We start from the raw sequence: 25,529 nt of genomic DNA, 5'->3' as shown, positions 1-25,529 counted from the left end.
CGCCATCGTTTGTGGGGTCTTCAAAATCCCACGTAACGGACAAATTTTTCGTTGTCTTCTCGCACTGACTTCACATGGTTGGCCACGAAATCTTCATCCGGATAGCCCATGGCAATGCAGATCATGATGTTTTGATCATCTGGAATTCCGGCATGCTCGCGCACCACCTTGGACTGCATGATGCCTTGGCCGTTGATGACACAGCCCAAACCACGCTCCCAAGCTGCCAGCACAATGGCATGCGACAAGGCACCTAAATCAAATTGACTGATGGCTGCCGGTTCGAGGTATTTGTCATAGGTCAAAACCAACGAGACCGGCGCATCAAATTGGCGAAAACCGCGCATCACCCAATCGGTGCGACGTGCTTTATCGTCACGCGCAATACCCATGGCCTCGAACAACTGAATGGCAATGTCCACTTGTCGTCTGCGGTGGACGCCTTCGTACTCTTCTTTCATGGGGAAGTCGCGTTTCGGTGGTACGCCATTCATCATGTTGTCTGAGTTCCCTTGGCGGATGCGATCCAAAGGTTCGCCCGTCACCACATGCACATACCAAGGCTGGGTGTTCATGCTGGAGGGCGACCATTTCGCCACCTCGATGATGTCTTCGATGACTTCGCGGGGCACTGGTTTTTGCAAATAACCGCGTACGCTTTTGCGGGCTTTGATCAGTTCTGAAAATTCCATGTCGCCACTCCAAATCATGCTTGAACGCCAGGCCGCAAGATGGCCCCAGCCGAGAAAATTGAGAGCCTGTTCAATGCACGTGCATGAACTCGGTGGCCGCCGTCACCAAGGCAATCCCCGCAAACAACCACAGCACTTGCATCGCTGTCGCTGGGGCAGTCAATCGTTTTTGCAGTTGGGGTATCAAGTCAGCCAAAGCCACATACACATAACTGCTGCTGGCGACCACCAGCATGAAGGGCAGCCAAGACTCGTGACCTTCGATCAAGAAATGTCCCAGCAGTCCGCCCAACACGGTCACGCCACCGGCCATGCAGAGTTTGAGCAAAGCACCCCGGCCTTGACCAAAGCCACGTTGCAACACCGCCAGATCACCCATGTGGTGTGGAATCTCGTGCGCCAGCACCGCCAGCGATGCCGCCACCCCCAATCGGATGTCGGTCATGAACGCAGCAGCCACCAAGATGCCATCGCCAAAAGCGTGCACGCTGTCACCGGCCAAGACCGCCCAACTGCCTGCAAAACCTTGCTCAGAGGACGGCGCATCTGCCCCTTGATCATGATGGGCATGGTCGTGGCCCTTCGAATGACTGCCGTGATCATGGTCATGACTGTGCTCATGACCGTGGTGCCACAACTCCGCCTTGTCCAACAGAAAGAAAAAAACCAAGCCTAACAACAATGTCGTGAACAAGACATGCGGGGTGATATCAGATTCAAAAGCCTCCGGCAGCAAATGCATGAAGGCTGTGGCCAACAATGCGCCCGCTGCCAGGCTCAACAAATGTTGGGTGAAGCGTCCCAAGAGGGCACGCGACAGCAAGGCCGCCAGCAACACACTGCCCACGCCTGCACCTAGCGTACCCAGCACAGTGGCCCACAAGGTCAGATTCATCGTTGTACGTTTTCTTGGCTCAGCAGCAAGCTCATGCCACGCCTTGTTGTTGAAACCAGGCCAACATGCGCGACCAACCGTCTTTGGCTGCCGCTTCACGGTAGCTGGTTCTGTAATCTGCATGAAATGCATGGGGCGTGTCAGGGTAGATTTGAAACACGCTGGCTTTGGCGCTGTTGTTGCCGCCAGCCAAAGCAGCTTTCATGGTGTCGACGTTGTCTAGAGGAATGCCACTGTCTGCACCGCCGTACAGGCCCAAGACGGGGGCTTTCAATTGCGCCACCAGTTCAACCGGTTGTTTGGGGGTCAGGGCTGAGCTGGGCCCAACCAAGCGGCCATACCAGGCCACACCGGCTTTGACAGCGGATTGATGCGCGGCATACAACCAGGTGATGCGACCGCCCCAACAAAAGCCTGTGATGGCCAGTTTGGCTGTGTTGCCGCCATGGGCTGAGGCCCAAGTCACACAAGCATCCAAGTCATTCATCACTTGGGCGTCCGGCACTTTGGACACCACTTCTGCAATCAACTTGCTGATTTCGCCGTAGCTGCTGGCGTCACCTTGACGAACCATCAATTCAGGGGCGATCGCCAAGTAGCCTTGGTGCGCCAAGCGGCGTGTGACGTCTGCAATGTATTCGTGCACACCAAAGATTTCAGACACCACCAACACGACCGGCAGATTGGATTGACCAGCGGGTGCGCTGCGGTAGGCCGGCATTTGAAATCCCGCCACATCAATCATCACCTCGCCGTGAACCAGTCCCTCGCCGGTCGTTTTCACGGCGTTTTGGGCAACCACCGGCAAAGCCGCTGCGGCATAGCCAACCCCCAAAGCGGTTTGCATCCAGGTACGGCGGTTTGGCTTGACCCATGGTTGGGCAGGGGCCAACAGGGCTTGGCCATCGGTCAGTAAGGCGGGGTTCATAGGGCGGGTTTAGGCATGCGAAGGGTGGTGATTATGCGCCCCAGCAAACAGGGCTTGGCAGATGTGTGCGCCAAGCCAGGTCCGCTTGAATGTCTGAATTTTGTCAAAAAACCACAGAATTGAATACCAAATATACAAATTTATTTTAAAAATACCAATTATTTACTTTATTTGCGATTTAATTTGTCTTTAACGACACCAAAGAATTCATTTCACATGATTTACTTTTTACAAACAAAGCCCAAGCAACTGTCAAGTTTGATGGTTTGTTGGCTTGCGACCTTGTGTTGGGGCCTGACCGATGTGCAAGCAAAAGCCAAGCCGCCCATCCAACATTTGGCCATTGAACGGTGCATTGCAGACGCCGCGCAATTTCACCGGGTTGACCCGCAACTCCTGAAAGCCATTTTGATGGTGGAAAGCCGCCTCAACCCCAAAGCCATCAACCACAACACCAACGGCACGAAAGACATCGGCGTGGCACAGGTGAACACGGTTCACCTGCCCACGCTGGAGAAGCATGGAATTGGAGAAAAGGAATTGAAGGATGCCTGTGTCAACACCTATGTCGGTGCTTGGTTGCTGAGCAAGCAAATTGCACGGCATGGCCTGACTTGGTTTGGCATCGCAGCCTACCACTCCACCACACCCGCAAAAAATGCGCGTTACCAAACGTTGATTTACCGAGAGTTGATGCGACATCGTTCGCCAGACAACTTCAGCATCACAGTGCCTACCGCGCTGCGCTAGACCCATCTGGGGCGATGCCTGGATTGACAAATCAAGCCGCCGCAGGCTTTGGATGTTTCAGTGGGCTTGGTCCCAGTTGGCCCCCACGCCAACCTCGGCCAGCAAAGGCACTTTCAAATCAGCCACCCCGGCCATCAAGTTTGGAATGTCGGTCTTCATCCATTCCACCTCAGCCTCTGGAACCTCAAACACCAACTCGTCATGCACTTGCATGATCATGCGGGTTCCCTTGTGCTGTGCATCCAGCACTTGTTGCACCTTGACCATGCTGAGTTTGATCAGGTCGGCGGCGGTGCCTTGCATCGGCGCATTGATGGCCGCGCGTTCTGCACCACTCCGGCGCGGCCCGTTGGGTGAATTGATTTCGGGCAGGTACAAACGCCGCCCAAACACCGTTTCCACATAGCCCTGCGCCTTGGCTTGGGCGCGGGTCTCGTCCATGTAGCGCTTCACACCCGCAAAGCGTTGGAAATAACGTTCGATGTAGTTTTTGGCTGCCGTGTTGTCGATGCCCAGCGCCTTGGCCAAACCAAATGCACTCATGCCATAGATGAGCCCGAAGTTGATCACCTTGGCATAGCGGCGCTGCTCGCTGCTGACCGTGTCCGGTGTCAGGCCAAACACCTCGGCCGCCGTGGCTTTGTGCACATCCAAGCCTTCGTGAAACGCTTTCAACAGCGCCGGGTCTTGGCTGATGTGGGCCATGATGCGCAGTTCAATTTGGCTGTAATCGGCGCTGGCAATCACATGGCCAGGTGAGGCCACGAAAGCTTCGCGCACTTTGCGGCCTTCCGGCGTTCGGATGGGGATGTTTTGCAGGTTCGGGTCGTTGCTGGACAAGCGTCCGGTGACGGCCACGGCTTGGGCGTAATGCGTGTGAACGCGGCCCGTGCGGGGGTTGGCGAGTTGCGCCAATTTGTCGGTGTAGGTGCCCTTGAGCTTGCTTAAAGATCTGTGCTCCAAAATTTTGGCAGGCAAGGGGTAGTCTTCAGCGAGCTTTTCCAACACTTCTTCATCGGTGCTGCGAGCGCCCGTGGCGGTTTTCTTGATGACGGGTAAGCCCAGTTTGTCAAAGAAGATTTCACCCAACTGTTTGGGAGACGCCAGGTTGAACGGTTGACCCGCAATGACATAAGCGTCTTGCTCGAGTTGCATGATCCGGTGCCCCAATGCATGGCTTTGCGCAGCCAAGGTGGGTGCGTCAATCAACACCCCATTGCGCTCAATCCGATAAAGCGCTTCGCTGCTTTGCATCTCCAACTGGTACACAAAATTCAGCTTGTCATCTGCCTGCAACAAGGGCCAAAGTTTGCTGTGCACAGCCAGCGTGTAGTCCGCGTCTTCACAAGCGTATTGGGCCGCGGTGGCCACGTCCACTTGGGCAAATGAAATTTGGTGCGCACCCTTGCCGCAGAGATCTTCATAAGACAAACCTTTGCGGCCCAAATGACGCAGTGCCAAGCTCTCTAAGCCATGCGGTTTGTGGACTTCCAGCACATAGCTTTGCAGCATGGTGTCATGCGAGAAGCCCTGTACTTCGATACCATGGTTGGCCAACACATGGCGGTCGTATTTCACGTGCTGACCCAACTTCAATTTTTGGGAGTCTTCCAGCCAAGGCTTCAAGCGCGCAAGGACTTCGTTCAAAGGCAATTGCGTGGGTGCATCGGCGGCGTTGTGGGCCAAAGGAATATAGGCGGCGTCGCCGGGTGCAATGCACAAGCTGATGCCCACCACCTGGGCTTGCATTTCCACCAGGGATGTGGTTTCAGTGTCAAGCGCCACCAACGCTGCTGCTTGGATTTTGGTCAGCCATTTTTCAAATGTCGCCCAGTCCAACACGGTGTCGTAATGCTGGGGATGAACCTCTTGCGACAGAGGGGTATCGGCCAACGGCCCCAAATCACTCAAACCACCGGCACTGGCAGGTGCGCTGCTTTTGTCGGCAGCAGCCATGGAAGAGGCCAAGCCTTTGAAGCCATGGGCTTGGTAAAAATCAATCAAGCCTGTTTCATCAGGGGCTTGCATCAGCACGCCATCCAATGAGGGCCAACCCGGCACATGGTCTTGCAAGTCGCAATCGGTTTTCATGGTGACGAGTTGACGGCCAGTAGGCAACCAATCCACCGCTTGGCGCAGGTTCTCACCGGCCACGCCTTTGATCTCGTGGGCTTTTTGCAAAAGTGCATCCAAAGAGCCGTATTCCAGCAACCACTTGGCAGCGGTTTTAGGACCGACCTTGGCCACGCCCGGCACGTTGTCAACCGTATCGCCCACCAGGGTTTGGAAATCAATCATCAGTTTGGGCGGTACGCCAAATTCGTCGGTCACACCGGCCACGTCCCGCTTCTTGCCGTTCATGGTGTCAATGATGGTGATGCGCTCGTTCACCAATTGACTCAGGTCTTTGTCGCCACTGGAGACCACCACATTCATGCCCATGGCGGCGGCGCGGTTCGCCAGCGTGGCAATCACATCATCGGCCTCAACGCCGGGCACATCCAACAAGGGCCAACCCAACATGCGAACCATGCGGTGAATCGGTTCGATTTGACTGCGCAAGTCGTCCGGCATGGGTGAGCGCGTGGCTTTGTATGGGGGGTAGATATCGTCGCGAAAGGTCGGGCCCTTGGCATCAAACACGCACACAGCATGCTGCGTCGGGTAATCCCGGCGCAGACTTTGCAACATGTTGACCATGCCCCGAATGGCCCCAGTGGCTTGGCTGTTGGGATCGTTTCGGTCAGCGCGTAGATCGGGCATGGCATGAAACGCGCGGTATAAATAGCTGGAACCGTCTACCAGCAACAGGGTGGATGTGTCTTGCATGAGAAGGATTGTGCCTACAATCTCGGCTTCCATTGGCTCTAGCTGTTTCCACTTTTATTCATGGCCGTTTTCACCGAAGTTTCTGAACAGCAAGCCCGCGACTTGTTGACGCAACTCGCCATTGGCGACTTGGTATCCCTCCAAGGCATCAGCAGCGGTATTGAAAACACCAACTATTTTCTAACCACAGACCAAGGCGAGTTTGTACTGACTGTTTTTGAGCGATTGAATCACGACCAACTGCCGTTTTATTTGTACCTGATGAAGCACTTGGCCGAGCGCGGCATTGAAGTGCCTGATCCGCGGTCCAATCGACAAGGCGATATTTTGCTGACCTTGCTTGACAAACCTGCAGCCGTGGTGAATCGCTTGGCCGGTGTCTCGCAAATGCATCCAGGGGTTTCACACTGCGCCGCCATGGGTCAAACCTTGGCCAAGATGCATTTGGCTGCACATGACTTTGACAAGCAGCAACCCAATTTGCGAGGCCTGGCTTGGTGGAACGATACCGTGCCGCAAATCTTGCCCTTTCTGAGTGCCGATCAATCCCAATTGCTAAGCCACGAACTGGCTTTCCAAAACCATGTCAGTGGTTTGTCCGATTACACCGCCTTGCCGCGTGGTCCGGTGCATGCCGATGCGTTTCGCAACAATGTGATGTTTGTCAACGAAACCTTGAGCGGCGTATTTGATTTTTATTTTGCAGGCGTAGACAGTTGGTTGTTCGATCTGGGTGTGTGTATCAACGACTGGTGCATTGACGACACCACTGGCGTGATGAACACCCCCAATCTGCAGGCCATGTTGGCGGCCTACCAAACTGTGCGTCCCTTGAGCGCTGCTGAGCGTGCTTTGTTCAATCCCATGTTGCGGGCCGCCGCTCTGCGTTTTTGGATATCACGACTGTGGGACTTTCACTTGCCCCGTGAAGCCAGCATGTTGCAGGCCCACGATCCCACACATTTCGAGCGGGTGTTACAACAGCGCTTGATTCACCCTGTCCACCTCTGAAGCCATGAAACTCCAAGTTGTTACAGCCCGCACGGGTACCGCCTGGGTCAGGCAAGGCATCAAAACATTCTGGCGCCAACCTTTGGCCCTGAGCGGCATGTTTTTCTTGTTCATGGGCTTGATATCGCTCACCTCCTACCTTTCTTATGTGGGCACGCTGCTCGGTTTGATGATGCTGCCCATCATCACCCTGGGCTTGATGGCAGGTGCGAGAGAAGCCGATTTAGGTCATTTTCCAATGCCGCGCATCATGTTCATCGGCTTTCAGCAAGGCGCATCGCAAAGCAAAAGCTTGCTTGGCATGGGCGCTATTTATGCATTGTTGTTTGGTGTGGTACTGATGCTGTCGAGCGTTTTTGACGGTGGCGATTTTGCACGCATGTATTTGCTGGGCGGCAGCTTGACCGAAGAGGCCTTGCTGAGTGAAAACTTTCAAACAGCATCTGTTTTTTGCATGATCATGTATGTGCCTTTGTCAGCTCTTTTTTGGCATGCGCCTGCCTTGGTGCATTGGCACCGTCAGCCTTTGGTCAAAAGTATTTTCTTCAGCACCATGGCTTGCCTGGCCAACTGGCGTGCATTTGCGGTGTTTGGCCTCACCTGGTTGAGCATTTTCATCAGCACCAGTGTGATCTTGAGCTTGATCAGTCTGGTGATGGGAGACGGGCAGTTATCGATGATGTTGATGTTGCCAGCCATGATGCTTTTGGCCGCCATGTTTTTCGCCTCCAGCTACCACAGCTTTCGCGAGTGTTTTGTCAGCGAGCCGGTGCTGGCCTGAACTACACCTGCGTGAGTTTGGCCACCGACAAGGCCAACCATTTCACACCATGCCGATTGAACTTGACTTGGGCTCGCGCGTCTTCACCCCCGCCTTCCACCGACACCACCGTGCCTTCACCAAACTTGGTGTGAAACACCTGCAAGCCTGAACGCACCCAGGCATTCGGGCCGCTGGCTTGCGGTGCTGCGCGTTGCGGAACAGACGGTGGTGTGGACGTGAAAAAACCAGCACGGCTGCTGTCACTGTGCCCAAAACTACTGGGCCGAGCGCCCCACTGCGCTTGCGCGGGCAAGCCCATGGGCGGCGTCAGCCACTTCAGGGTGTGCTCGGGCATTTCATCAAAGAATCGGCTTTTGATGTTGTAGCGGGTCTGGCCATGCAACATCCGGGTCTGCGAATGGCTTAAGTACAAGCGTTTGCGAGCCCTTGTGATGGCCACATACATCAGCCGCCGCTCCTCTTCCAAGCCTTCAAAGTCACTCATGGCGTTTTCATGGGGAAACAAACCTTCTTCCAAGCCGGTGATGAAAACGCAATCGAATTCCAAACCTTTGGCTGCATGGACTGTCATGAGTTGCACCGCATCTTGTCCGGCCTGCGCCTGGTTGTCCCCCGACTCCAAAGCCGCGTGCGTGAGAAAGGCCACCAGCGGCGACAAGGTTTCACCGGTTTCTGCGTCGGCTTGCAGGCCTTCACCTTTGGCCGCTTGGGAGGCTGCAAAGTCGGCTTGGCTTTGCAGGGCTTCATCCACAGGCAAGGCCACCGCGTCTTTGCCAAAGCCTTCTTGGGTGACAAAACTCTCTGCCGCGTTGATCAACTCTTGCAAGTTTTCAACGCGATCGGCACCTTCACGCTCGGCTTGGTAATGCTCAATCAGCTTGCTGTGGTCCAGCACCAGTTCGATGATTTGCCGCAAGGTTTGCCCTTGGGTTTGCTCGCGCAGCACATCCAACTTGGCCACAAAAGCAGACAGGTTCGCACCCGCTTTGCCGGGGATGGTGCTGACCGCGTCATGCAGAGCGCAGCCACTGGCGCGGGCAGCGTCTTGCAATTGTTCGATGCTGCGGGCACCAATGCCGCGCGGTGGGAAATTCACCACCCGCATGAAGCTGGTGTCGTCGCGCGGGTTTTCCAACAAACGCAAATAGGCCAGCGCGTGTTTGATTTCAGCGCGTTCAAAAAAGCGCAAACCACCGTAGACACGGTAGGGCATGGCCGCATTGAACAAAGCGGTTTCAATCACCCGGCTTTGGGCGTTGCTGCGGTAAAGCACCGCCACTTCGCTGCGGGTTGCCACGCCCTTGTGGCCATCGCCATCGCGGCCGTCGCGCAAAAGTTGTTTGATTTCTTCCACCATCCAATGGGCTTCGGCCAAGTCACCGGTGGACTCCATCACACGCACTGGCTCGCCTGCGCCTTGGGTGGTGTGCAGGTTTTTGCCCAAGCGGGTTTTGTTGTGCTTGATGAGTTCGTTGGCGGTGTCCAGAATATGGCTGTGGCTGCGGTAGTTTTGCTCGAGCTTGATTTGGTGCTTCACCTCAAACTCACGCACAAAGTCGGCCATGTTGCCCACACGTGCACCGCGAAACGCATAAATGCTTTGGTCATCGTCACCCACTGCCAACACGGCGCTGCTGGGGCCACTGAGCAACTTGATCCAGGCGTATTGCAAGCGGTTGGTGTCTTGAAACTCGTCAATCAGAATGTGCATGAAGCGCTGCTGGTAGTGCTCGCGCAGCGGGTCGTTGTCGCGCAGCAGCTCATAGCTGCGCAGCATCAGTTCACCAAAGTCCACCACGCCTTCGCGCTGGCACTGATCTTCATAGAGTTGGTAAATCTCCACCTTTTGGCGGGTTTCAGGGTCGCGCACTTGCACGTCTTTGGGCCGCTGACCATCCTCTTTGCAACCCGCAATGAACCATTGCAATTGCTTGGGTGGAAAACGTTCGTCGTCGATATTGTGTTGCTTGGCCAGTCGCTTGATGGCCGAGAGTTGGTCTTGGGTGTCCAAAATTTGAAAAGCTTGCGGCAGGTTGGCCAGCTTCCAATGCGCCCGCAAAAAACGATTGCACAGCCCGTGGAAAGTGCCAATCCACATGCCGCGCACATTCACGGGCAGCATGGCCCCCAAGCGGGTCAGCATCTCTTTGGCAGCCTTGTTGGTGAAGGTGACCGCCATCAAACCGCCCGGGCCCACCTGCCGGGTTTGCAGCAACCATGCAATCCGGGTGGTCAGCACCCGTGTTTTGCCCGAACCCGCGCCAGCCAAGATGAGCGCATGTTCGGGCGGCAAGGTGACTGCGGCGAGTTGCTCTTCGTTCAAACCCTGCAACAAGGGACTGTGCAGAGAAGGTGTGTCGGAGGCGTGGGCAGGGTGAGAAGAAAGCATGCGGCGATTGTAGGCAGGCCTGTTTTGATTCTGCGTAGAATCAATCACCGAGCCCAAGAATCTTGCTGCTCGGTTAGGGACAAAGCTCAACCGACCAAGCCCCAAGCGCTCAATCCTGTTATTTTTTGGAGCTTGGACAATGGAAATATTCGATTACGACAACATCCTGTTGTTGCCCCGCAAGTGCCGCGTTGAAAGCCGTTCTGAATGTGATGCGTCGGTCACCTTGGGCGCCCACACTTTCCGCTTGCCCGTGGTACCGGCCAACATGAAAACCGTGGTGGATGAAAACATCTGCTTGTGGATGGCACAGCACCACTACTTTTATGTGATGCACCGCTTCGATTTGGACAATGTGCAATTTGTAAAACACATGCACAGCAAAGGTGTTTATGCCTCCATCTCTTTGGGTGTGAAAGCACCTGACCGCGCCACGGTGGACACCTTGGCCGCTGCGGGATTGACACCTGACTACATCACCATCGACATTGCGCACGGCCACGCCGACAGCGTGCGCGACATGATTGCTTACATCAAGGGCAAGTTGCCCAACAGCTTTGTCATTGCGGGCAACGTGGCCACGCCCGAAGCGGTGATTGATTTGGAAAACTGGGGCGCAGACGCCACCAAAGTGGGTGTGGGCCCGGGCAAGGTGTGCATCACCAAACTCAAAACCGGCTTTGGCACCGGCGGCTGGCAACTTTCAGCCCTCAAATGGTGCGCTCGTGTGGCCACCAAGCCCATCATTGCCGATGGTGGCATCCGCAGCCATGGCGACATCGCCAAGAGCATTCGGTTTGGCGCTAGCATGGTGATGATTGGCTCTTTGTTCGCAGGCCACGAAGAGTCGCCCGGCAAAACCGTGGAAGTGGATGGCGAGATGTTCAAGGAGTACTACGGCTCGGCCTCCGACTTCAACAAGGGTGAATACAAACACGTGGAAGGCAAACGCATCCTCGAGCCCATCAAGGGCAAGCTGGCCAACACCCTGGTGGAGATGGAGCAAGATGTACAAAGCTCGATCTCTTATGCAGGCGGCACCAAACTGATGGATATCCGCAAAGTCAACTACGTCATCCTGGGCGGCGACAATGCGGGCGAACACCTGCTGATGTAAAAAACCATGACCACACTCAAAGCCCCTGAACTTTTGCTGCCCGCCGGCTCGCTCGACAAGATGCGTGCCGCCTACGATTTTGGCGCCGACGCCATTTACGCGGGGCAACCGCGTTACAGCCTGCGTGCCCGCAACAACGAGTTCAAGCTGGAGCAAATCGGCATCGGCATTGCCGAAGCGCACCAGCGGGGCAAGAAGTTTTTTGTCACCAGCAACTTGCTGCCGCACAACGACAAGGTGCGTACCTACATGCGCGACATCGAGCCCGTCATCGCCATGAAGCCCGATGGTTTGATCATGGCCGACCCGGGTCTGATCATGATGGTGCGTGAGAAATGGCCTGAGGTCCCCATCCACTTGTCGGTGCAAGCCAATACAGTGAACTGGGCAGCGGTGAAGTTTTGGCAACAGGTGGGCGTGACCCGCATCATCTTGTCGCGCGAATTGAGCCTGGATGAGATTGAAAAAATCCGCCAAGAATGCCCCGACATGGAACTCGAGGTGTTTGTGCACGGCGCTTTGTGCATCGCGTATTCGGGCCGTTGTTTGTTGTCGGGTTACTTCAACCGCCGCGACCCCAACCAAGGCACCTGCACCAACGCCTGCCGATGGAGCTATGGCACCCAAGCCAGCGCCACCGATCCCAACACGGGTGAAGCCATGGCGGTGCCGATGGACACCGATTTCGATTTCGCCAAGTCGCAACAAGAAGCCGAGCAAACCTTTTCGGCTTGTGGCGATGGCCAACGCCACCCCGAGGCCGACAAGATTTACCTGCTGGAAGAAAAAGGCCGCCCTGGTCAACTCATGCCCATCATGGAAGACGAGCACGGCACTTACATCATGAACAGCAAAGACTTGCGGGCCGTGGAATATGTGGACCGCCTCACCAAAATCGGCGTGGACTCCCTGAAAGTGGAAGGCCGCACCAAGAGTTTGTATTACGTGAGCCGCACCGCGCAGGTGTATCGACGTGCGATTGACGATGCTGTGGCAGGCAGACCGTTCAACCCCGAACTGATTTCTGAATTGGATGGCTTGGCCAACCGTGGCTACACCGCTGGTCTGATGGATCGCCGCCCTGCCAACGATTACCAAAACTACGAAACAGGTCATTCAGTAGGCCACCGCAGCCAGTTTGTCGGCGAGGTGCGGGCCGTGGCCGATGGCTGGGCTGAGATTGAAACCAAAAACAAATTTTCAGTGGGCGACCGGATTGAAATCATCCACCCCAGCGGCAACCGCATCGTCACACTGGAACAGATGAAAGACAAAAACGGCGCGTCGATTGACGTGGCCGCTGGCAGCCCCACGCATGTGTGGATTCCGATCGTTGGCCCAGCCGACGGTGGTTTGTTGGCACGGCTGTTGTAAAGCAGTTCAAGATCCTTGGCCTCAGCCCACAAGCTTTGGCCAAGGCATTCTGGCCCACAAGGTGACAAGCACGACATGTTCGCGTGCGTCCATCATGGTTTTTAGAAATAATTATTTATAATTAATTTATAACATATTTATTAAATTTTTTAAGAAAATAAGGGTAAATACTGGTAGCCGCAGGCTGTGATTTTTCAGATCAAGGTGCATTTATGGTGACAATCGCACACCATGATTGCCTCAGACATCTCCACCCCACATGATGCGCCTTGGCGTGCCGCCTACGACAAGGCGGGCATCGCGCCCGAACTCAACCCGCCCACCCACGCCAGCCTGGCCGCGCTGGTGCACGAGGCCTGCAGCCGCTATGCCCAGTCTGCGCCCAAGCAGGCCGCATTCACCTGTGTGGTACCCAACGGCATGAACGGTAGTCTGGGCTTTGCCGAGGTTGACACGCTGTCTGACGCATTTGCCGGCTACCTGCGCGGCGTGTTGGGCCTGCAGGCGGGTGACCGGGTTGCGGTTCAACTGCCCAACTGTCTGGCCTACCCGGTGGTGGCGTTTGGCGTGTTCAAGGCGGGTTGTGTGCTGGTCAACACAAACCCCCTCTACACCGAAAAAGAAATGGTGCACCAGCTCAAGGATGCGGGTGCGCAGGCGCTGGTGATCATCGATATGTTTGCCGACAAGCTGCCCGCTGTGCTGCAAGCCACCGGCCTCAAGCACGTGGTGCTGGCCGATGTGACCGCCTTCTTCCCAGCGGTGCCGCGTGCGGTGGTGCGCTCGGTGCAAAAGGTTTGGAGCCGGGTCTTGCCGCCAATCACTGTCCCCCACGAGCGGCTGGCGCCAGCCTTGAAACGCGGCGCAGCGACGCTGTCGCAAACCCCGGCGCGACGCTACTGGGAGGGCGTCGGTCCCGGCGATCTGGCCGCCCTCCAGTACACCGGCGGCACCACGGGGGTCAGCAAGGGCGCGATGCTGACGCACAGCAACCTGCTGCACAACGTCAACCAGATGCTGGCCATGGGCGCTACCCACATGCGGGCAGGCCAAGAGTGTGTGCTCACGGCCTTGCCGCTGTATCACATCTTCGCCTTCACGGCCAATTTGCTCGGCTTCTTGGTGATCGGGGCGCACAATGTGCTGGTGCCCAGCCCGCGTCCGGTGCAGAACCTGCAACGCGCCATCGAAAACAACCCGATCACCTGGATGACGGGGGTCAACACGCTCTACAACGGCCTGCTCAACGAGGAATGGTTTCTCGCCTATCCGCCCAAACAGCTCAAGGCCTCGATTGCTGGTGGCACAGCGCTGCACCAAGCGGTGGCTGAACGCTGGCGCCAAGTCACCCAGACGCCAATCGCCGAAGGCTATGGCCTGACAGAAACTTCGCCCGTGGTCAGCTTCAACCCGCTGTCGGGCACACCTCGCAACAGCAGCATCGGCATTCCGGCGCCGGGCACGCATGTGCGTTTGGTCAATGATGCAGGTGATGTGGTGGCCGCTGAAGAGCCTGGTGAAATTCAGGTCAAAGGGCCGCAAGTGATGCAAGGCTACTGGGGCCAGGCGGAAGAAACTGCCAAGGTGCTACAAGCTGGCTGGCTGGCCACCGGCGACATCGCTGTGATGGACCGCGAAGGCTTTCTGCGCATTGTGGACCGCAAGAAGGACATGGTGCTGGTGTCGGGTTTCAACGTCTACCCCAACGAAGTGGAAGATGCGATCGCGCAGATACCCTCGGTGCTGGAAGTGGCTGTGATCGGCGTGCCCGACGAAACAACCGGCGAAGCGGTGCGAGCCTATGTGGTGCCCAACCCAGACCACGCAGGCGACGTGAGTGCTGAGGAGGTGGTTGCCCACTGCAAAAAACAACTCACTGCCTACAAAGTACCGCGCCAAGTGATCGTGCGCGATGAGCTGCCTAAATCGCCCATCGGCAAGGTGTTGCGCAAGGAACTGCGCGCCGAAGCCCTGGCCGAACTCGGTGCCCAGCGCTCCTGAGCGTCCGCGCCCCACCCCAACGATATTGCGGAGAACACCCCATGGTGACCGAATTTGAAACCAAGTTGCTCGGCTTCATGATGATGATCATCATGCTGGGCATGGGCGCCTCGCTGACCTGGCGCGACTTTTTGATCGCCTTTCGCAAGCCCAAGGGTGTGATCGTCGGGCTGGTCTGCCAATACGGCATCATGCCTGCGCTTGGCTTTGCACTGGCCCAAGTACTGGGCCTGCCACCAGCAATTGCGGTGGGACTGATTCTGATGGGTTGCATGCCCGGTGGCACCACCTCCAACATCTTCACTTACTTCAGCAAAGCGGTCCTGGCACTTTCCATCATGATGACCAGTGTCTCCACGCTGGTGGCGCTGGGCATGGTGCCTGCCACCTTGGCTTTTTATTCAGGATTGGCTGGCTATGAAGGCGACTACACCATTCCAGCTGCCAATGTGGCCCAGGTGCTGGTGGTGTTGCTGGTGCCAACCATCATTGGTATGGTGCTGCGCAAGGCCAACCCCAATGTTGGTGCCACCCTGGAACTGTTTGGCGGCATCATGGGCATTGCGGTGATCCTCTTCCTGGTGGTCACTTGGATTCCGCGCAACCACCAGCTTCTGCTAGATACACCACTCAATGTCTATCTTGGTGCCATTGGCCTGGGCCTGGTCGGTATGGCCTTGGGATACGTTCTGGCGCGACTCCTGAAGCAGGACCCCAACCGCAGCCGCACCATCGCCTTGGAAACCGGTATCCAAAATGGCCCACTGGCCATTCTGATTGTGACGATCAGCATCTCTGGCCCACGCCAACAAGACGTGCTGCTGATACCAGTGTTGTATTCGCTGTTCATCGTCATCAGTTCCAGCATCGTGACGGTGTTTTTCCGCCGTGCCAGCGAACGCGAGGCACTGGCCCGCGACCGCGCCAAAGTTGGCGTCGTGGCCAGTTTTGGCGCAACTGCGCCACGGCCTTGACCGCCCCTTGAGGCCACAGACCACGCGCCCCGGCAAGCCTTGCCTCAGGCCGTCACTGTTTTCGCGTTTTGCACGTACTCATCGATCTGGTTGAAGTTCATGTACTTGTAAATGGCCGCGCCATCCTGGTTCACGATGCCCATGGCTTCGTGGTACTCGGCCACCGTTGGGATGTGGCCCAGCTTGGATGCAATCGCCGCCAATTCAGCCGAGGCCAAAAACACGTTGGTGTTTTTGCCCAAGCGGTTGGGGAAGTTGCGCGTGGATGTTGACACCACGGTCGCACCTTCGCGCACCTGCGCTTGGTTGCCCATGCACAAACTGCAACCTGGCATTTCAGTGCGTGCACCCGCTGTGCCAAAGGCGGCGTAATGGCCTTCCTTGATGAGCTCGCTTTCGTCCATTTTGGTGGGCGGAGCCACCCAGAGCTTGACCGGGATATCGCGTTGACCGCCCAACAGTTTGGCGGCGGCACGGAAGTGGCCGATGTTGGTCATGCAAGAACCAATGAAAGCTTCATCGATCTTGGTGCCAGCCACTTCGGACAAGAACTTGGCGTCATCTGGGTCGTTCGGGCAACACAGAATGGGCTCTTTGATCTCGTTCATGTCGATCTCAATCACATGCGCATACTCGGCGTCTTTGTCGGCTTCGAGCAGTTCGGGCTTGGCCAACCAAGCCTCCACTTTCTCGATGCGACGCGCCAAAGTGCGGGCGTCGGCATAGCCGTCGGCGATCATGTTTTTCATCAACACGACATTGGAATTCAGGTACTCGATGATGGGTTCTTTGTTCAGCTTGATGGTGCAACCAGCAGCCGAGCGCTCGGCAGACGCGTCAGACAACTCAAATGCTTGTTCCACTTTCAAATTCGGCAGGCCTTCGATTTCCAAAATGCGGCCCGAGAACTCGTTGATCTTGCCAGCCTTGGCCACCGTCAACAAACCCTTCTTGATGCCGTACAAAGGAATCGCGTGCACCAGGTCGCGCAGGGTGACGCCGGGTTGCATCTCGCCTTTGAAGCGAACCAACACCGACTCGGGCATGTCCAAAGGCATCACACCGGTGGCAGCCCCAAAGGCCACCAAACCGGAACCGGCAGGGAAAGAAATGCCGATGGGGAAACGGGTGTGCGAGTCGCCACCGGTGCCCACGGTGTCGGGCAACAGCAAACGGTTGAGCCAGGAGTGGATCACGCCGTCACCAGGACGCAGTGCCACGCCGCCGCGGTTGCTGATGAAGGCGGGCAATTCGCGGTGGGTTTTCACATCCACCGACTTGGGATAAGCGGCTGTGTGGCAGAAGGACTGCATCACCATGTCGGCGCTGAAACCCAAGCAGGCCAAGTCTTTCAACTCGTCGCGGGTCATCGGGCCGGTGGTGTCTTGCGAGCCCACGGTGGTCATCTTGGGTTCGCAGTAAGTGCCAGGGCGAACGCCTTGGCCTTCAGGCAATCCAACGGCGCGTCCCACCATTTTTTGCGCCAGCGTGAAGCCAGCTTTGGTGGTTGCAGGAACAGTCGGCAAACGGAACACGGTGGAGGCAGGCAAGCCCAAAAACTCTCGGGCTTTGGCGGTGAGTGAACGGCCAATGATCAGGTTGATGCGGCCGCCAGCACGCACTTCATCAAACAGCACATCACTCTTCAATTTGAACTCGGTGACGGTGGTGCCGTTTTTCACAATCTTGCCTTCATAAGGCAGGATGTCGATGACGTCGCCCATCTCCAACTTGGAGACATCCACCTCGATAGGCAAGGCACCCGAGTCTTCTTGGGTGTTGAAGAAAATGGGCGCGATCTTGCCGCCCAAAGTCACACCGCCAAAACGCTTGTTGGGCACGAAGGGGATGTCTTGGCCGGTGGCCCAAATCACGCTGTTGGTGGCCGATTTGCGGCTGGAACCCGTGCCCACCACATCGCCCACATAAGCCACCAAATGGCCTTTTTTCTTCAGGCCTTCAATGAACTGCATGGGGCCGCGTTTGCCGTCTTCTTCAGGCTTGAAGGCTGCGCCTTCGCGGGTGTTTTTCAGCATCGCCAGATAGTGCAACGGAATGTCGGGGCGGCTCCAAGCATCTGGCGCGGGTGACAAATCGTCGGTGTTGGTTTCGCCGGGCACCTTGAACACGGTGACCGTGATTTTTTTGTCTACTTCGTGGCGGCTGGTGAACCACTCGGCATCCGCCCAGCTTTGCATCACTTCCTTGGCTTTGGCATTGCCCGCTTTGGCCTTGTCTGCCACGTCGTTGAAAAAGTCGAACATCAACAAGGTTTTCTTCAAAGCGTCAGCCGCCACACCAGCCACTTCAGGGTCGTCGAGCAACTCGATGAGCGGGTGCACGTTGTAGCCACCCACCATGGTGCCCAGCAACTCGGTGGCTTTGGCCTTGGAGATCAAACCGACTTTCAATTCGCCATGGCCTACCGCGGCCAAAAACGAGGCTTTCACTTTGGCCGCATCGTCCACACCGGGAGGCACGCGGTGGGTCAGCAGGTCCATCAGGAAAGCGTCTTCGCCAGCGGGCGGGCTCTTGATCAGTTCGATCAATTCAGCAGTTTGTTTCGCATCCAAGGGCAGCGGGGGGATGCCCAAAGCGGCGCGTTCGGCAGCGTGGTCTCGGTAAGCTTTCAACATGGTCTTCTCCTGAAAAATAAATCAATCAACGGTTCGCCGCATCAACCTCAATCAAGGGTTGGTCAGGTGTGGTTTTCATCGCCTCGGCCATGGCTTTTTGCGATGGGTGTTGGCAGTCGTCGACCAAGCGCTGGCCACGTCGGCTGTCCATCAGCATCGATTTGCTGTTGAGTTGTACCCAGGTGGCGCCAGTGAAAGGATCTTCAAGTCGCACCACACCAGAGTAGGTGGACACAGCCACCAATTTGAATTTGAATTTTTTGAAATGCAGCAGGTACTGCCCAGGCGCATTCGGCACTTCTTGCAAGCTGACGATTTGATTGGCCTCACATGGGAAGCGGCCCAAAAACACATGAGGCTTGTCTTGCGCCAAGGTCCATGTGCTTTGACCCAGCAGCAAACAGCTGCACAGCACGAGGAGCCCTGTCTTCTTGGTTTTCATGGTTTGAAAAACATTTGGGCTTGGCTGGGCATGGCGCGTCCCGTGGCGTGAGCCCGCTCGAGCACTTGCCAAAAGAAGCGGTAACTGGCGCGATCGTGCAACTGTCCGCCAACGCTGATGGGCGCCCAGTTTTCATTTTGCGCGGCCAGCATCACCTCGCAAGCCTGCTCAATGTCTTTTTCAGACGGCGCCATGGCTTGCAAGATGGGGCGAATTTGCGAAGGGTGGATGCTCCACATGCGGGTGTAGCCCAGTTCTTTCGACGCACGACTGGCAGCGGCTTGCATGGCCTCGGGGTTGCTGTATTCGGTCACCACACAGTGCGACGGCACCTTGCCGTGTGCATGACAGGCACTGGCAATTTCCAGCTTGGCCCGCAACACCAGCGGGTGGCTGAACTGCCCCGCACTGCCCATGGCATCGGCTGGAATCGCGCCACCGTGGGCCGACACAAAGTCCATCAAACCAAAACTCAAGGACTGCAACCGCGGATGCGAAGCAATGTCAAAGGCCCGGTGCACGGCCGCTGGTGATTCGATCAAGGCATGAACGGCCAAGTGCTTGGCGCCAGCGGCGTCGATGGCTTGAACAGCCAACACCACATCATCCACCGACTCGACCTTGGGCAGCATGATGTGGCACAAACGTGCGCCAGCCCGGCCGACAATGGTTTGAATGTCGGCCTGAAACGCGGGGTGATCCACCGGGTGAACCCGCACCGCCACACGCGCATCGGGTGCTGCCGCCATGGCCAGTTCAGACACCAGCGCCGCATGCTCGGCCTCGCCACCCACTGGCGCACCATCTTCGCAATCCAAGGTGACGTCGAAGACGCAAACCCCAAATTCTTGCGTCATTTCAGCCTGCAATTGCAGGCTTTTGCGCATGCGCAGCTCAACCCCGCTGTAATGGTCACACACCGGCAATGTGATGGCACCGGCTTGCGCCCCTTGCAATACTTCACGCGGATGCGCACCCACCCGAACAGTTGTTTCAGGAGGTGCAGCCAAGCTCATGCAAGTGGTCCGAGTGTTTTGACTTACTTCAGCAAGTGGGCCACGCCCGCTTGCTCATCGGTCAGTTCTTTCAAGGTTTTATCGATGCAGCCTTGGCTGAAAGCGTCAATGGCCAAGCCTTCAACCACTTTGTACTCGCCGTTCTCGCAGGTGACGGGAAAACCAAACATCACGTCTTTGGGAATGCCATACCAACCTTGCGAAGGTATGCCCATGGTGACCCATTTGCCATGCGTGCCCTGCGCCCAATCGCGCATGTGGTCAATGGCGGCGTTGGCTGCTGAAGCGGCAGAAGACAAACCGCGCGCTTCAATGATGGCCGCGCCGCGCTTGCCCACCGTGGGCAAAAACACATTGGCGTTCCATTCTTGGTCGTTGATCATGTCTTTCACCGACGCGCCTTGGATGGTGGCGAAACGGTAATCGGCGTACATGGTGGGCGAGTGGTTGCCCCAGACGCAGAGTTTTTCGATATCGGCCACAGCTTTGCCGGTTTTGGCTGCGATTTGCGACGCGGCGCGGTTGTGGTCCAGCCGCAGCATGGCGGTGAAGTTGCCAGGTTTCAAATCGGGGGCGGACTTCATGGCGATGTAAGCGTTGGTGTTGGCGGGGTTGCCCACCACCAGCACCTTCACGTTGCGCGAAGCGACCGCATTCAAGGCTTTGCCTTGGGCGGTGAAGATGGCACCATTGATGGACAACAGTTCAGCACGCTCCATGCCGGGGCCGCGAGGACGTGAACCCACCAGCAAGGCGTAGTCGGTGTCTTTGAAAGCCGTCATCGGGTCGGCATGGGCTTCCATCCCCACCAACAGTGGGAAAGCGCAGTCTTCCAACTCCATCATCACGCCCTTGAGGGCTTTTTGCGCCTTTTCATCGGGAATTTCCAGCAACTGCAGGATGACGGGCTGGTCTTTGCCCAGCATTTCGCCAGAGGCGATGCGAAACAGCAAGGCGTAACCGATTTGACCTGCTGCGCCGGTAACGGCAACGCGGACGGGCTTTTTGCTCATGAGAAATCTCCGAAATTAAAAAAAGAAAAGACTTTCGCGGGGGCAGACGCCAGCTGGACGTCCAGCAGACATGTGTCTTATAGAAGATATGATAGCGGCTCGATCATGACCAGAGCCTGACGCGTCTACCGTGAACCCCTCAACCACCGCAGAAAACAGCACTGAATGGACCGACACACCCGTGCCGGCATCACCTGCCTTCAGCCCACTTTATCAGCAGATCAAAAGCTTGGTGCTGCAAAGCCTGCAGCTGGGCGAATGGAAACCAGGCGACCCAATTCCCAGTGAATTCGAACTGGCCGCCCGTTACAAAGTCAGCCAGGGCACGGTGCGCAAGGCGATTGACGAGCTGGCCAAAAACCATTTGCTGGTGCGTCGCCAGGGCAAGGGCACTTTTGTGGCCACCCATGCCGAGCAGCAAGTGCAGTTTCGTTTTTTAAAGCTGAAGCCCGACCAAGGTGATTTCATCAGCCAAGGTCCGGCGCAACGTCAAATCGTTGACTGCAAACGCCTGAAAGCCCCGAAAGACGTGGCCCAAGCCCTGGCTTTGGCCAGCGGCGACCCCGTGTTCCAAGTGCGGCGGGTGCTGTCGTTTGGCGCGGTACCCACCATTTATGAAGACATTTGGCTGCCCGGCGCGCCCTTCAAAGGCCTGACCGCCGAGCGCCTGAGTCGCGACACTGGCCCGATGTACGCCTTGTTTGAGGCCGAATTTGGCATCAGGATGCTGCGCGCCCAAGAAAAACTGCGGGCGGTCAACCCCACCCCAGATGAGGCGCAGCTGCTGCAAGTGGATGGCAACGCCCCGCTGTTGCGGGTTGAGCGCCTGTCCTACACCTACCAAGACACCCCCATGGAGTGGCGAATTGGCGTCTACCGCACCGATCGACACCACTATTTGAACGAATTGAATTGATTGGTATTCATTTGAATGCAAGCCAACTGTCATTTTTGTGCATTGCAATAGAATGATCCGTTCTGCCCCGAAAAGCCTGTTTCCCGTCCCAAAAACGACCCCGAGAAAGCCTGACGCATGACCGACAAAGCCCCATCAAGGCCAGAGTTTCGCAACATCAACGCCTTCAACGACCTGCCCACCTACCGCCTACCCCCTGCCGGTTGGGTGTCCATCCTGCACCGTGTCAGCGGTGCCCTGATGTTTTTGTTGCTGCCCTTCATCATCTGGTTGTTCGATAAATCCGTCTCGTCGGAATATTCATTTGCCAAATTCAAAGCTGCTTACAACGGCGGCATCGGCTGGTACCCCAGCTGGTTCATCAGTTTGGTCACTTTGGCACTGATTTGGGCCTATTTGCACCACCTGATCGCCGGTTTGCGCCATTTGTACATGGACGCCACCCACTCGGTCAGCAAAGAGTTTGGCCGCTCCAGTGCCATCTTCACCTTGGCGACAAGCATCGGTCTGACCGTGCTGTTGGGTGCCAAGTTGTTTGGCCTCTACTGATTCAAGGAGCTGAAAAATGACAGACAAAATAGGTTCCAAACGTTTGGTGGTGGGTGCGCACTACGGTTTGCGCGACTGGATGGCGCAACGCCTCACCGCCGCGCTCATGGCCTTGTTCACCGCGCTGGTGTTGGTGCAAGTGATTTTTTCGCGTGGAGAGATCGGCTATGACCAATGGGCCGGTATCTTCAGCCCACAGTGGATGAAAGCCCTCACGTTTTCCATCTTCTTGGCCCTGTCCTACCACGTCTGGGTCGGCATGCGCGACATCTGGATGGACTACATCAAGCCCGTCGGTTTGCGCTTGGCGTTGCACCTTTTCACCATCGTCTGGTTGCTCTCTTGTTTGGGCTGGGCGGTTCAGGTTCTTTGGAGACTTTGACAGATGACACGTTCCACCCTTCCCCGCCGCCGTTTTGATGTGGTCATTGTTGGAGCTGGTGGCTCTGGCATGCGTGCCTCGCTGCAGCTTTCTCGCGCTGGCCTGAACGTGGCGGTGCTCTCCAAAGTGTTCCCGACCCGCTCTCACACCGTGGCGGCCCAAGGCGGCATCGGCGCTTCCCTGGGCAACATGTCAGAAGACAACTGGCACTTCCATTTCTACGACACCGTCAAAGGCTCGGACTGGCTGGGCGACCAAGACGCCATCGAATACATGTGCCGCGAAGCCCCGAAAGTGGTTTACGAGTTGGAACACATGGGCATGCCCTTCGACCGCAACCCCGATGGCACCATTTACCAGCGCCCCTTCGGTGGCCACACCTCGAACTACGGCGAAAAATCCGTGCAACGCGCTTGCGCATCGGCCGACCGCACAGGCCACTCGATGTTGCACACCCTGTATCAGCAAAACTTGAAAGCCAACACGAATTTCTTCGTCGAATGGATGGCGCAAGACCTGATCCGCGACGCTGAAGGCGATGTGGTGGGCGTGACCGCTTTGGAAATGGAAACCGGCGACCTGCACATCTTGGAAGCCAAGACTGTGTTGATGGCCACCGGTGGCGCTGGCCGTATTTTTGCGGCGTCGACCAATGCCTTCATCAACACCGGTGATGGTTTGGGCATGGCCGCTCGCGCTGGTATCCCCCTGGAAGACATGGAATTTTGGCAATTCCACCCCACGGGCGTGGCCGGTGCTGGCGTGTTGCTGACCGAAGGTTGCCGTGGCGAAGGCGCGATTCTTTTGAACAGCCTGGGCGAACGTTTCATGGAGCGTTATGCGCCCACCTTGAAAGACCTGGCGCCACGTGACTTTGTGTCCCGCTGCATGGACCAGGAAATCAAGGAAGGCCGAGGCTGCGGCCCCAACAAGGACTATGTGCATTTGAAGTTGGACCACCTGGGTGTGGAAACCATCATGAAGCGCCTGCCCTCGGTGTTCGAGATTGGCCACAACTTTGCCAACGTCGACATCACCAAAGAGCCCATCCCCGTGGTGCCCACCATCCACTACCAAATGGGCGGTATTCCCACCAACATCAACGGCCAGGTGGTGACGCAAACCGCCACCGACCACAACGCGGTGGTCAATGGTTTGTACGCCGTGGGCGAATGTTCGTGCGTGTCAGTGCATGGTGCTAATCGCTTGGGTACGAATTCGCTGCTGGACTTGCTGGTGTTTGGCAAAGCCGCTGGCAACCACATCGTCGACTTCCACGAGAAAAACAAAAACCACAAACCACTGCCCGCTGACGCCGCCGATCGCACCTTGGACCGCTTGGCCCGCTTGAACAACACCACCAGCGGCGAATACGCCCAAGACGTGGCCAACGACTTGCGCACCAGCATGCAAAAACACGCTGGCGTGTTCCGCACCCAAGCCAGCATGGACGAAGGTGTGCAGCAAATCGCCGAACTGCGCGAGCGCGTCAAGCACATCGGTTTGAAAGACAAGAGCAAGATTTTCAACACCGCCCGCATTGAAGCGCTGGAAGTTGAAAATTTGATTGAATGCGCCCAAGCCACCATGGTGTCTGCTGCGGCACGCCACGAAAGCCGCGGCGCCCACACGGTGGATGACTATGCCGATACGCCCGAACACCCTAACGGCCGCAACGACGAACAGTGGCTCAAGCACAGCTTGTGGCACAGCGCCAGCAACAGCATGAGTTACAAGCCGGTCAAACTGCAACCACTGACCACCGACAGCATCCCACCCAAAGTCAGGACCTTCTAATGAAACGCACTTTCAACATCTACCGCTACGACCCGGAAAAAGACGCGAAGCCGTATATGCAGACCATCGAGGTGGAACTCGACGGTCACGAGCGCATGTTGCTAGACGCCCTGATGAAGCTCAAGGCGCAAGACCCCAGCTTGTCATTCCGCCGCTCTTGCCGCGAAGGCGTGTGTGGTTCAGACGCGATGAACATCAATGGCAAAAACGGTTTGGCTTGTTTGACCAACATGCTGACCTTGCCAGGCGTCATCACCTTGAAGCCGCTGCCTGGCTTGCCAGTGGTGCGCGACCTGATTGTGGACATGACGCAGTTCTTCAACCAATACCACTCCATCAAGCCTTATTTGATGAACGACAGTCTGCCGCCTGAAAAAGAGCGTCTGCAGTCGCCCGCTGAGCGCGAAGAACTCGACGGTTTGTACGAATGTATTTTGTGCGCCAGCTGCTCGACCAGCTGCCCTTCGTTTTGGTGGAACCCCGACAAGTTTGTCGGTCCCGCGGGCTTGTTACAGGCCTACCGCTTCATCGCGGACAGCCGCGACCACGGCACCGCCGAACGCTTGGACAACTTGGAAGACCCCTACCGTTTGTTTCGCTGCCACACCATCATGAATTGCGTCGATGTCTGCCCCAAAGGTTTGAACCCGACGAAGGCGATTGGCAAGATCAAAGAATTGATGATCAGCCGCGCTGTTTGATGGTCGATGAAGAACTCGATGCGCTGCCCGCCGACGAACCTCTGTCTGCGGCAGCGCTTAGCAAATTGCGCTGGCGCAGCCGCCGTGGTTTGCTGGAAAACGATTTGTTCATCGAGCGGTTTTTCAACCAACACGCTGATGGGATGACCGTGGCAATGGCACGTGGCATGTATGCACTGATGGATTTGGCTGACAACGATTTGCTGGACACCTTGCTGAACCGCCCTGCCAAGCCGCTGGCGGTTTCGGACCCCGAAGCCCAGGTGGTGCAGTCGGTGTTGGCTTTGCCCGAAGTGCAAGCGCTGCTGCCCTTATTGAGAACTTGATGAGAAT

At 56.7% G+C, this 25,529-nt stretch carries 22 protein-coding genes; 13 read left to right on the top strand and 9 right to left on the bottom strand.

Annotation, left to right across the window (positions count from 1 at the left end; genetic code table 11):
- Positions 1–20 precede the first annotated feature (20 nt).
- From AC8GFP_RS06020 to AC8GFP_RS06010, 3 genes are all read right to left on the bottom strand, one after another.
- Positions 21–692, bottom strand: a complete 672-nt coding sequence (locus tag AC8GFP_RS06020; protein ID WP_506611252.1) for a nitroreductase — start codon at positions 690–692, stop codon at positions 21–23.
- A 70-nt stretch (positions 693–762) separates the two neighbouring features.
- A complete protein-coding gene (locus AC8GFP_RS06015; RefSeq protein WP_506611419.1) occupies positions 763–1,581 on the bottom strand; it encodes a ZIP family metal transporter in 819 nt (272 codons plus the stop codon).
- 37 nt (positions 1,582–1,618) lie between these two features.
- Positions 1,619–2,515: a dienelactone hydrolase family protein gene (locus AC8GFP_RS06010; RefSeq protein WP_506611251.1), complete on the bottom strand. Its 897-nt coding sequence runs from the start codon at positions 2,513–2,515 to the stop codon at positions 1,619–1,621.
- A 261-nt stretch (positions 2,516–2,776) separates the two neighbouring features.
- On the opposite strand from AC8GFP_RS06010, the gene AC8GFP_RS06005 reads away from it, so the two are divergent.
- The gene (locus tag AC8GFP_RS06005; protein ID WP_506611249.1) at positions 2,777–3,265 is read left to right on the top strand and encodes a lytic transglycosylase domain-containing protein; all 489 of its coding nucleotides are present in this window, start codon (positions 2,777–2,779) and stop codon (positions 3,263–3,265) included.
- Positions 3,266–3,322: 57 nt separating this feature from the next.
- Here AC8GFP_RS06005 and polA read toward each other — a convergent pair whose 3' ends face one another.
- On the bottom strand, positions 3,323–6,094 hold the full coding sequence (gene polA / locus AC8GFP_RS06000; protein WP_506611247.1) for a DNA polymerase I: 2,772 nt from the start codon (positions 6,092–6,094) through the stop codon (positions 3,323–3,325).
- A 60-nt stretch (positions 6,095–6,154) separates the two neighbouring features.
- Between polA and AC8GFP_RS05995 the strand changes: the two genes are divergently transcribed.
- Complete coding sequence (locus AC8GFP_RS05995; protein ID WP_506611245.1) at positions 6,155–7,105, top strand: homoserine kinase; 951 nt, start codon at positions 6,155–6,157, stop codon at positions 7,103–7,105.
- A gap of 4 nt (positions 7,106–7,109) precedes the next feature.
- The gene (locus tag AC8GFP_RS05990; RefSeq protein ID WP_506611243.1) at positions 7,110–7,886 is read left to right on the top strand and encodes a BPSS1780 family membrane protein; all 777 of its coding nucleotides are present in this window, start codon (positions 7,110–7,112) and stop codon (positions 7,884–7,886) included.
- Position 7,887: 1 nt separating this feature from the next.
- Here the strand turns inward: AC8GFP_RS05990 and AC8GFP_RS05985 are convergent, their stop codons facing one another.
- Positions 7,888–10,278 carry a UvrD-helicase domain-containing protein gene (locus AC8GFP_RS05985; protein ID WP_506611241.1) on the bottom strand — a complete coding sequence of 797 codons (2,391 nt, stop codon included), beginning with the start codon at positions 10,276–10,278 and terminating at the stop codon, positions 7,888–7,890.
- A gap of 139 nt (positions 10,279–10,417) precedes the next feature.
- Here AC8GFP_RS05985 and AC8GFP_RS05980 point away from each other — a divergent pair, with 139 nt between their 5' ends.
- The 4 genes from AC8GFP_RS05980 to AC8GFP_RS05965 all read left to right on the top strand — a co-directional run bounded on the left by AC8GFP_RS05980 (position 10,418) and on the right by AC8GFP_RS05965 (position 15,744).
- Positions 10,418–11,395 carry a GMP reductase gene (locus tag AC8GFP_RS05980; protein ID WP_506611240.1) on the top strand — a complete coding sequence of 326 codons (978 nt, stop codon included), beginning with the start codon at positions 10,418–10,420 and terminating at the stop codon, positions 11,393–11,395.
- 6 nt (positions 11,396–11,401) lie between these two features.
- Positions 11,402–12,769: a prephenate-dependent tRNA uridine(34) hydroxylase TrhP gene (gene trhP / locus AC8GFP_RS05975; RefSeq protein WP_506611238.1), complete on the top strand. Its 1,368-nt coding sequence runs from the start codon at positions 11,402–11,404 to the stop codon at positions 12,767–12,769.
- Positions 12,770–13,000: 231 nt separating this feature from the next.
- On the top strand, positions 13,001–14,770 hold the full coding sequence (locus AC8GFP_RS05970; RefSeq protein WP_506611236.1) for an AMP-binding protein: 1,770 nt from the start codon (positions 13,001–13,003) through the stop codon (positions 14,768–14,770).
- A gap of 41 nt (positions 14,771–14,811) precedes the next feature.
- Entirely contained in the window at positions 14,812–15,744 is a 933-nt protein-coding gene (locus AC8GFP_RS05965; RefSeq protein WP_506611234.1) for a bile acid:sodium symporter, read from the top strand.
- 44 nt (positions 15,745–15,788) lie between these two features.
- On the opposite strand, the gene acnB is transcribed toward AC8GFP_RS05965, so the two are convergent.
- The 4 genes from acnB to AC8GFP_RS05945 are packed head-to-tail and all read right to left on the bottom strand — an operon-like array spanning position 15,789 to position 20,851.
- Positions 15,789–18,380 (bottom strand): bifunctional aconitate hydratase 2/2-methylisocitrate dehydratase, encoded by a 2,592-nt coding sequence (gene acnB / locus AC8GFP_RS05960; RefSeq protein ID WP_506611232.1) that lies wholly within the window; start codon positions 18,378–18,380, stop codon positions 15,789–15,791.
- Between the two features lie 25 nt (positions 18,381–18,405).
- Positions 18,406–18,822: a hypothetical protein gene (locus AC8GFP_RS05955; RefSeq protein ID WP_506611230.1), complete on the bottom strand. Its 417-nt coding sequence runs from the start codon at positions 18,820–18,822 to the stop codon at positions 18,406–18,408.
- The gene (locus tag AC8GFP_RS05950) at positions 18,819–19,838 is read right to left on the bottom strand and encodes an HpcH/HpaI aldolase/citrate lyase family protein (protein ID WP_506611228.1); all 1,020 of its coding nucleotides are present in this window, start codon (positions 19,836–19,838) and stop codon (positions 18,819–18,821) included. Before AC8GFP_RS05950 ends, AC8GFP_RS05955 begins: the two co-directional genes overlap by 4 nt.
- Before the next feature lie 23 nt (positions 19,839–19,861).
- Positions 19,862–20,851 carry a malate dehydrogenase gene (locus tag AC8GFP_RS05945; protein WP_506611226.1) on the bottom strand — a complete coding sequence of 330 codons (990 nt, stop codon included), beginning with the start codon at positions 20,849–20,851 and terminating at the stop codon, positions 19,862–19,864.
- A 130-nt stretch (positions 20,852–20,981) separates the two neighbouring features.
- Here AC8GFP_RS05945 and AC8GFP_RS05940 point away from each other — a divergent pair, with 130 nt between their 5' ends.
- The 6 genes from AC8GFP_RS05940 (at position 20,982) to AC8GFP_RS05915 (ending at position 25,522) form a co-directional block, all read left to right on the top strand.
- Positions 20,982–21,767 carry a GntR family transcriptional regulator gene (locus AC8GFP_RS05940; RefSeq protein ID WP_506611224.1) on the top strand — a complete coding sequence of 262 codons (786 nt, stop codon included), beginning with the start codon at positions 20,982–20,984 and terminating at the stop codon, positions 21,765–21,767.
- 117 nt (positions 21,768–21,884) lie between these two features.
- The gene (gene sdhC, locus AC8GFP_RS05935; protein WP_506611223.1) at positions 21,885–22,316 is read left to right on the top strand and encodes a succinate dehydrogenase, cytochrome b556 subunit; all 432 of its coding nucleotides are present in this window, start codon (positions 21,885–21,887) and stop codon (positions 22,314–22,316) included.
- A gap of 16 nt (positions 22,317–22,332) precedes the next feature.
- Entirely contained in the window at positions 22,333–22,698 is a 366-nt protein-coding gene (sdhD, locus tag AC8GFP_RS05930; protein WP_506611221.1) for a succinate dehydrogenase, hydrophobic membrane anchor protein, read from the top strand.
- Between the two features lie 3 nt (positions 22,699–22,701).
- Positions 22,702–24,495, top strand: coding sequence for a succinate dehydrogenase flavoprotein subunit (sdhA, locus tag AC8GFP_RS05925; RefSeq protein WP_506611218.1), 1,794 nt, complete (start codon positions 22,702–22,704; stop codon positions 24,493–24,495).
- Entirely contained in the window at positions 24,495–25,196 is a 702-nt protein-coding gene (locus tag AC8GFP_RS05920) for a succinate dehydrogenase iron-sulfur subunit (RefSeq protein WP_506611217.1), read from the top strand. The genes sdhA and AC8GFP_RS05920 overlap by 1 nt, the downstream gene beginning before the upstream one ends.
- Positions 25,196–25,522 (top strand): FAD assembly factor SdhE, encoded by a 327-nt coding sequence (locus AC8GFP_RS05915; protein WP_506611216.1) that lies wholly within the window; start codon positions 25,196–25,198, stop codon positions 25,520–25,522. Before AC8GFP_RS05920 ends, AC8GFP_RS05915 begins: the two co-directional genes overlap by 1 nt.
- Positions 25,523–25,529 lie beyond the last annotated feature (7 nt).

The organism is Limnohabitans simekii (SeqCode) (assembly GCF_965234735.1).
Classification (GTDB): domain Bacteria; phylum Pseudomonadota; class Gammaproteobacteria; order Burkholderiales; family Burkholderiaceae_C; genus Limnohabitans; species Limnohabitans simekii.
Note: the sequence above shows the minus strand (reverse complement) of the source record. Positions and strands in the feature narration are given on the sequence as shown.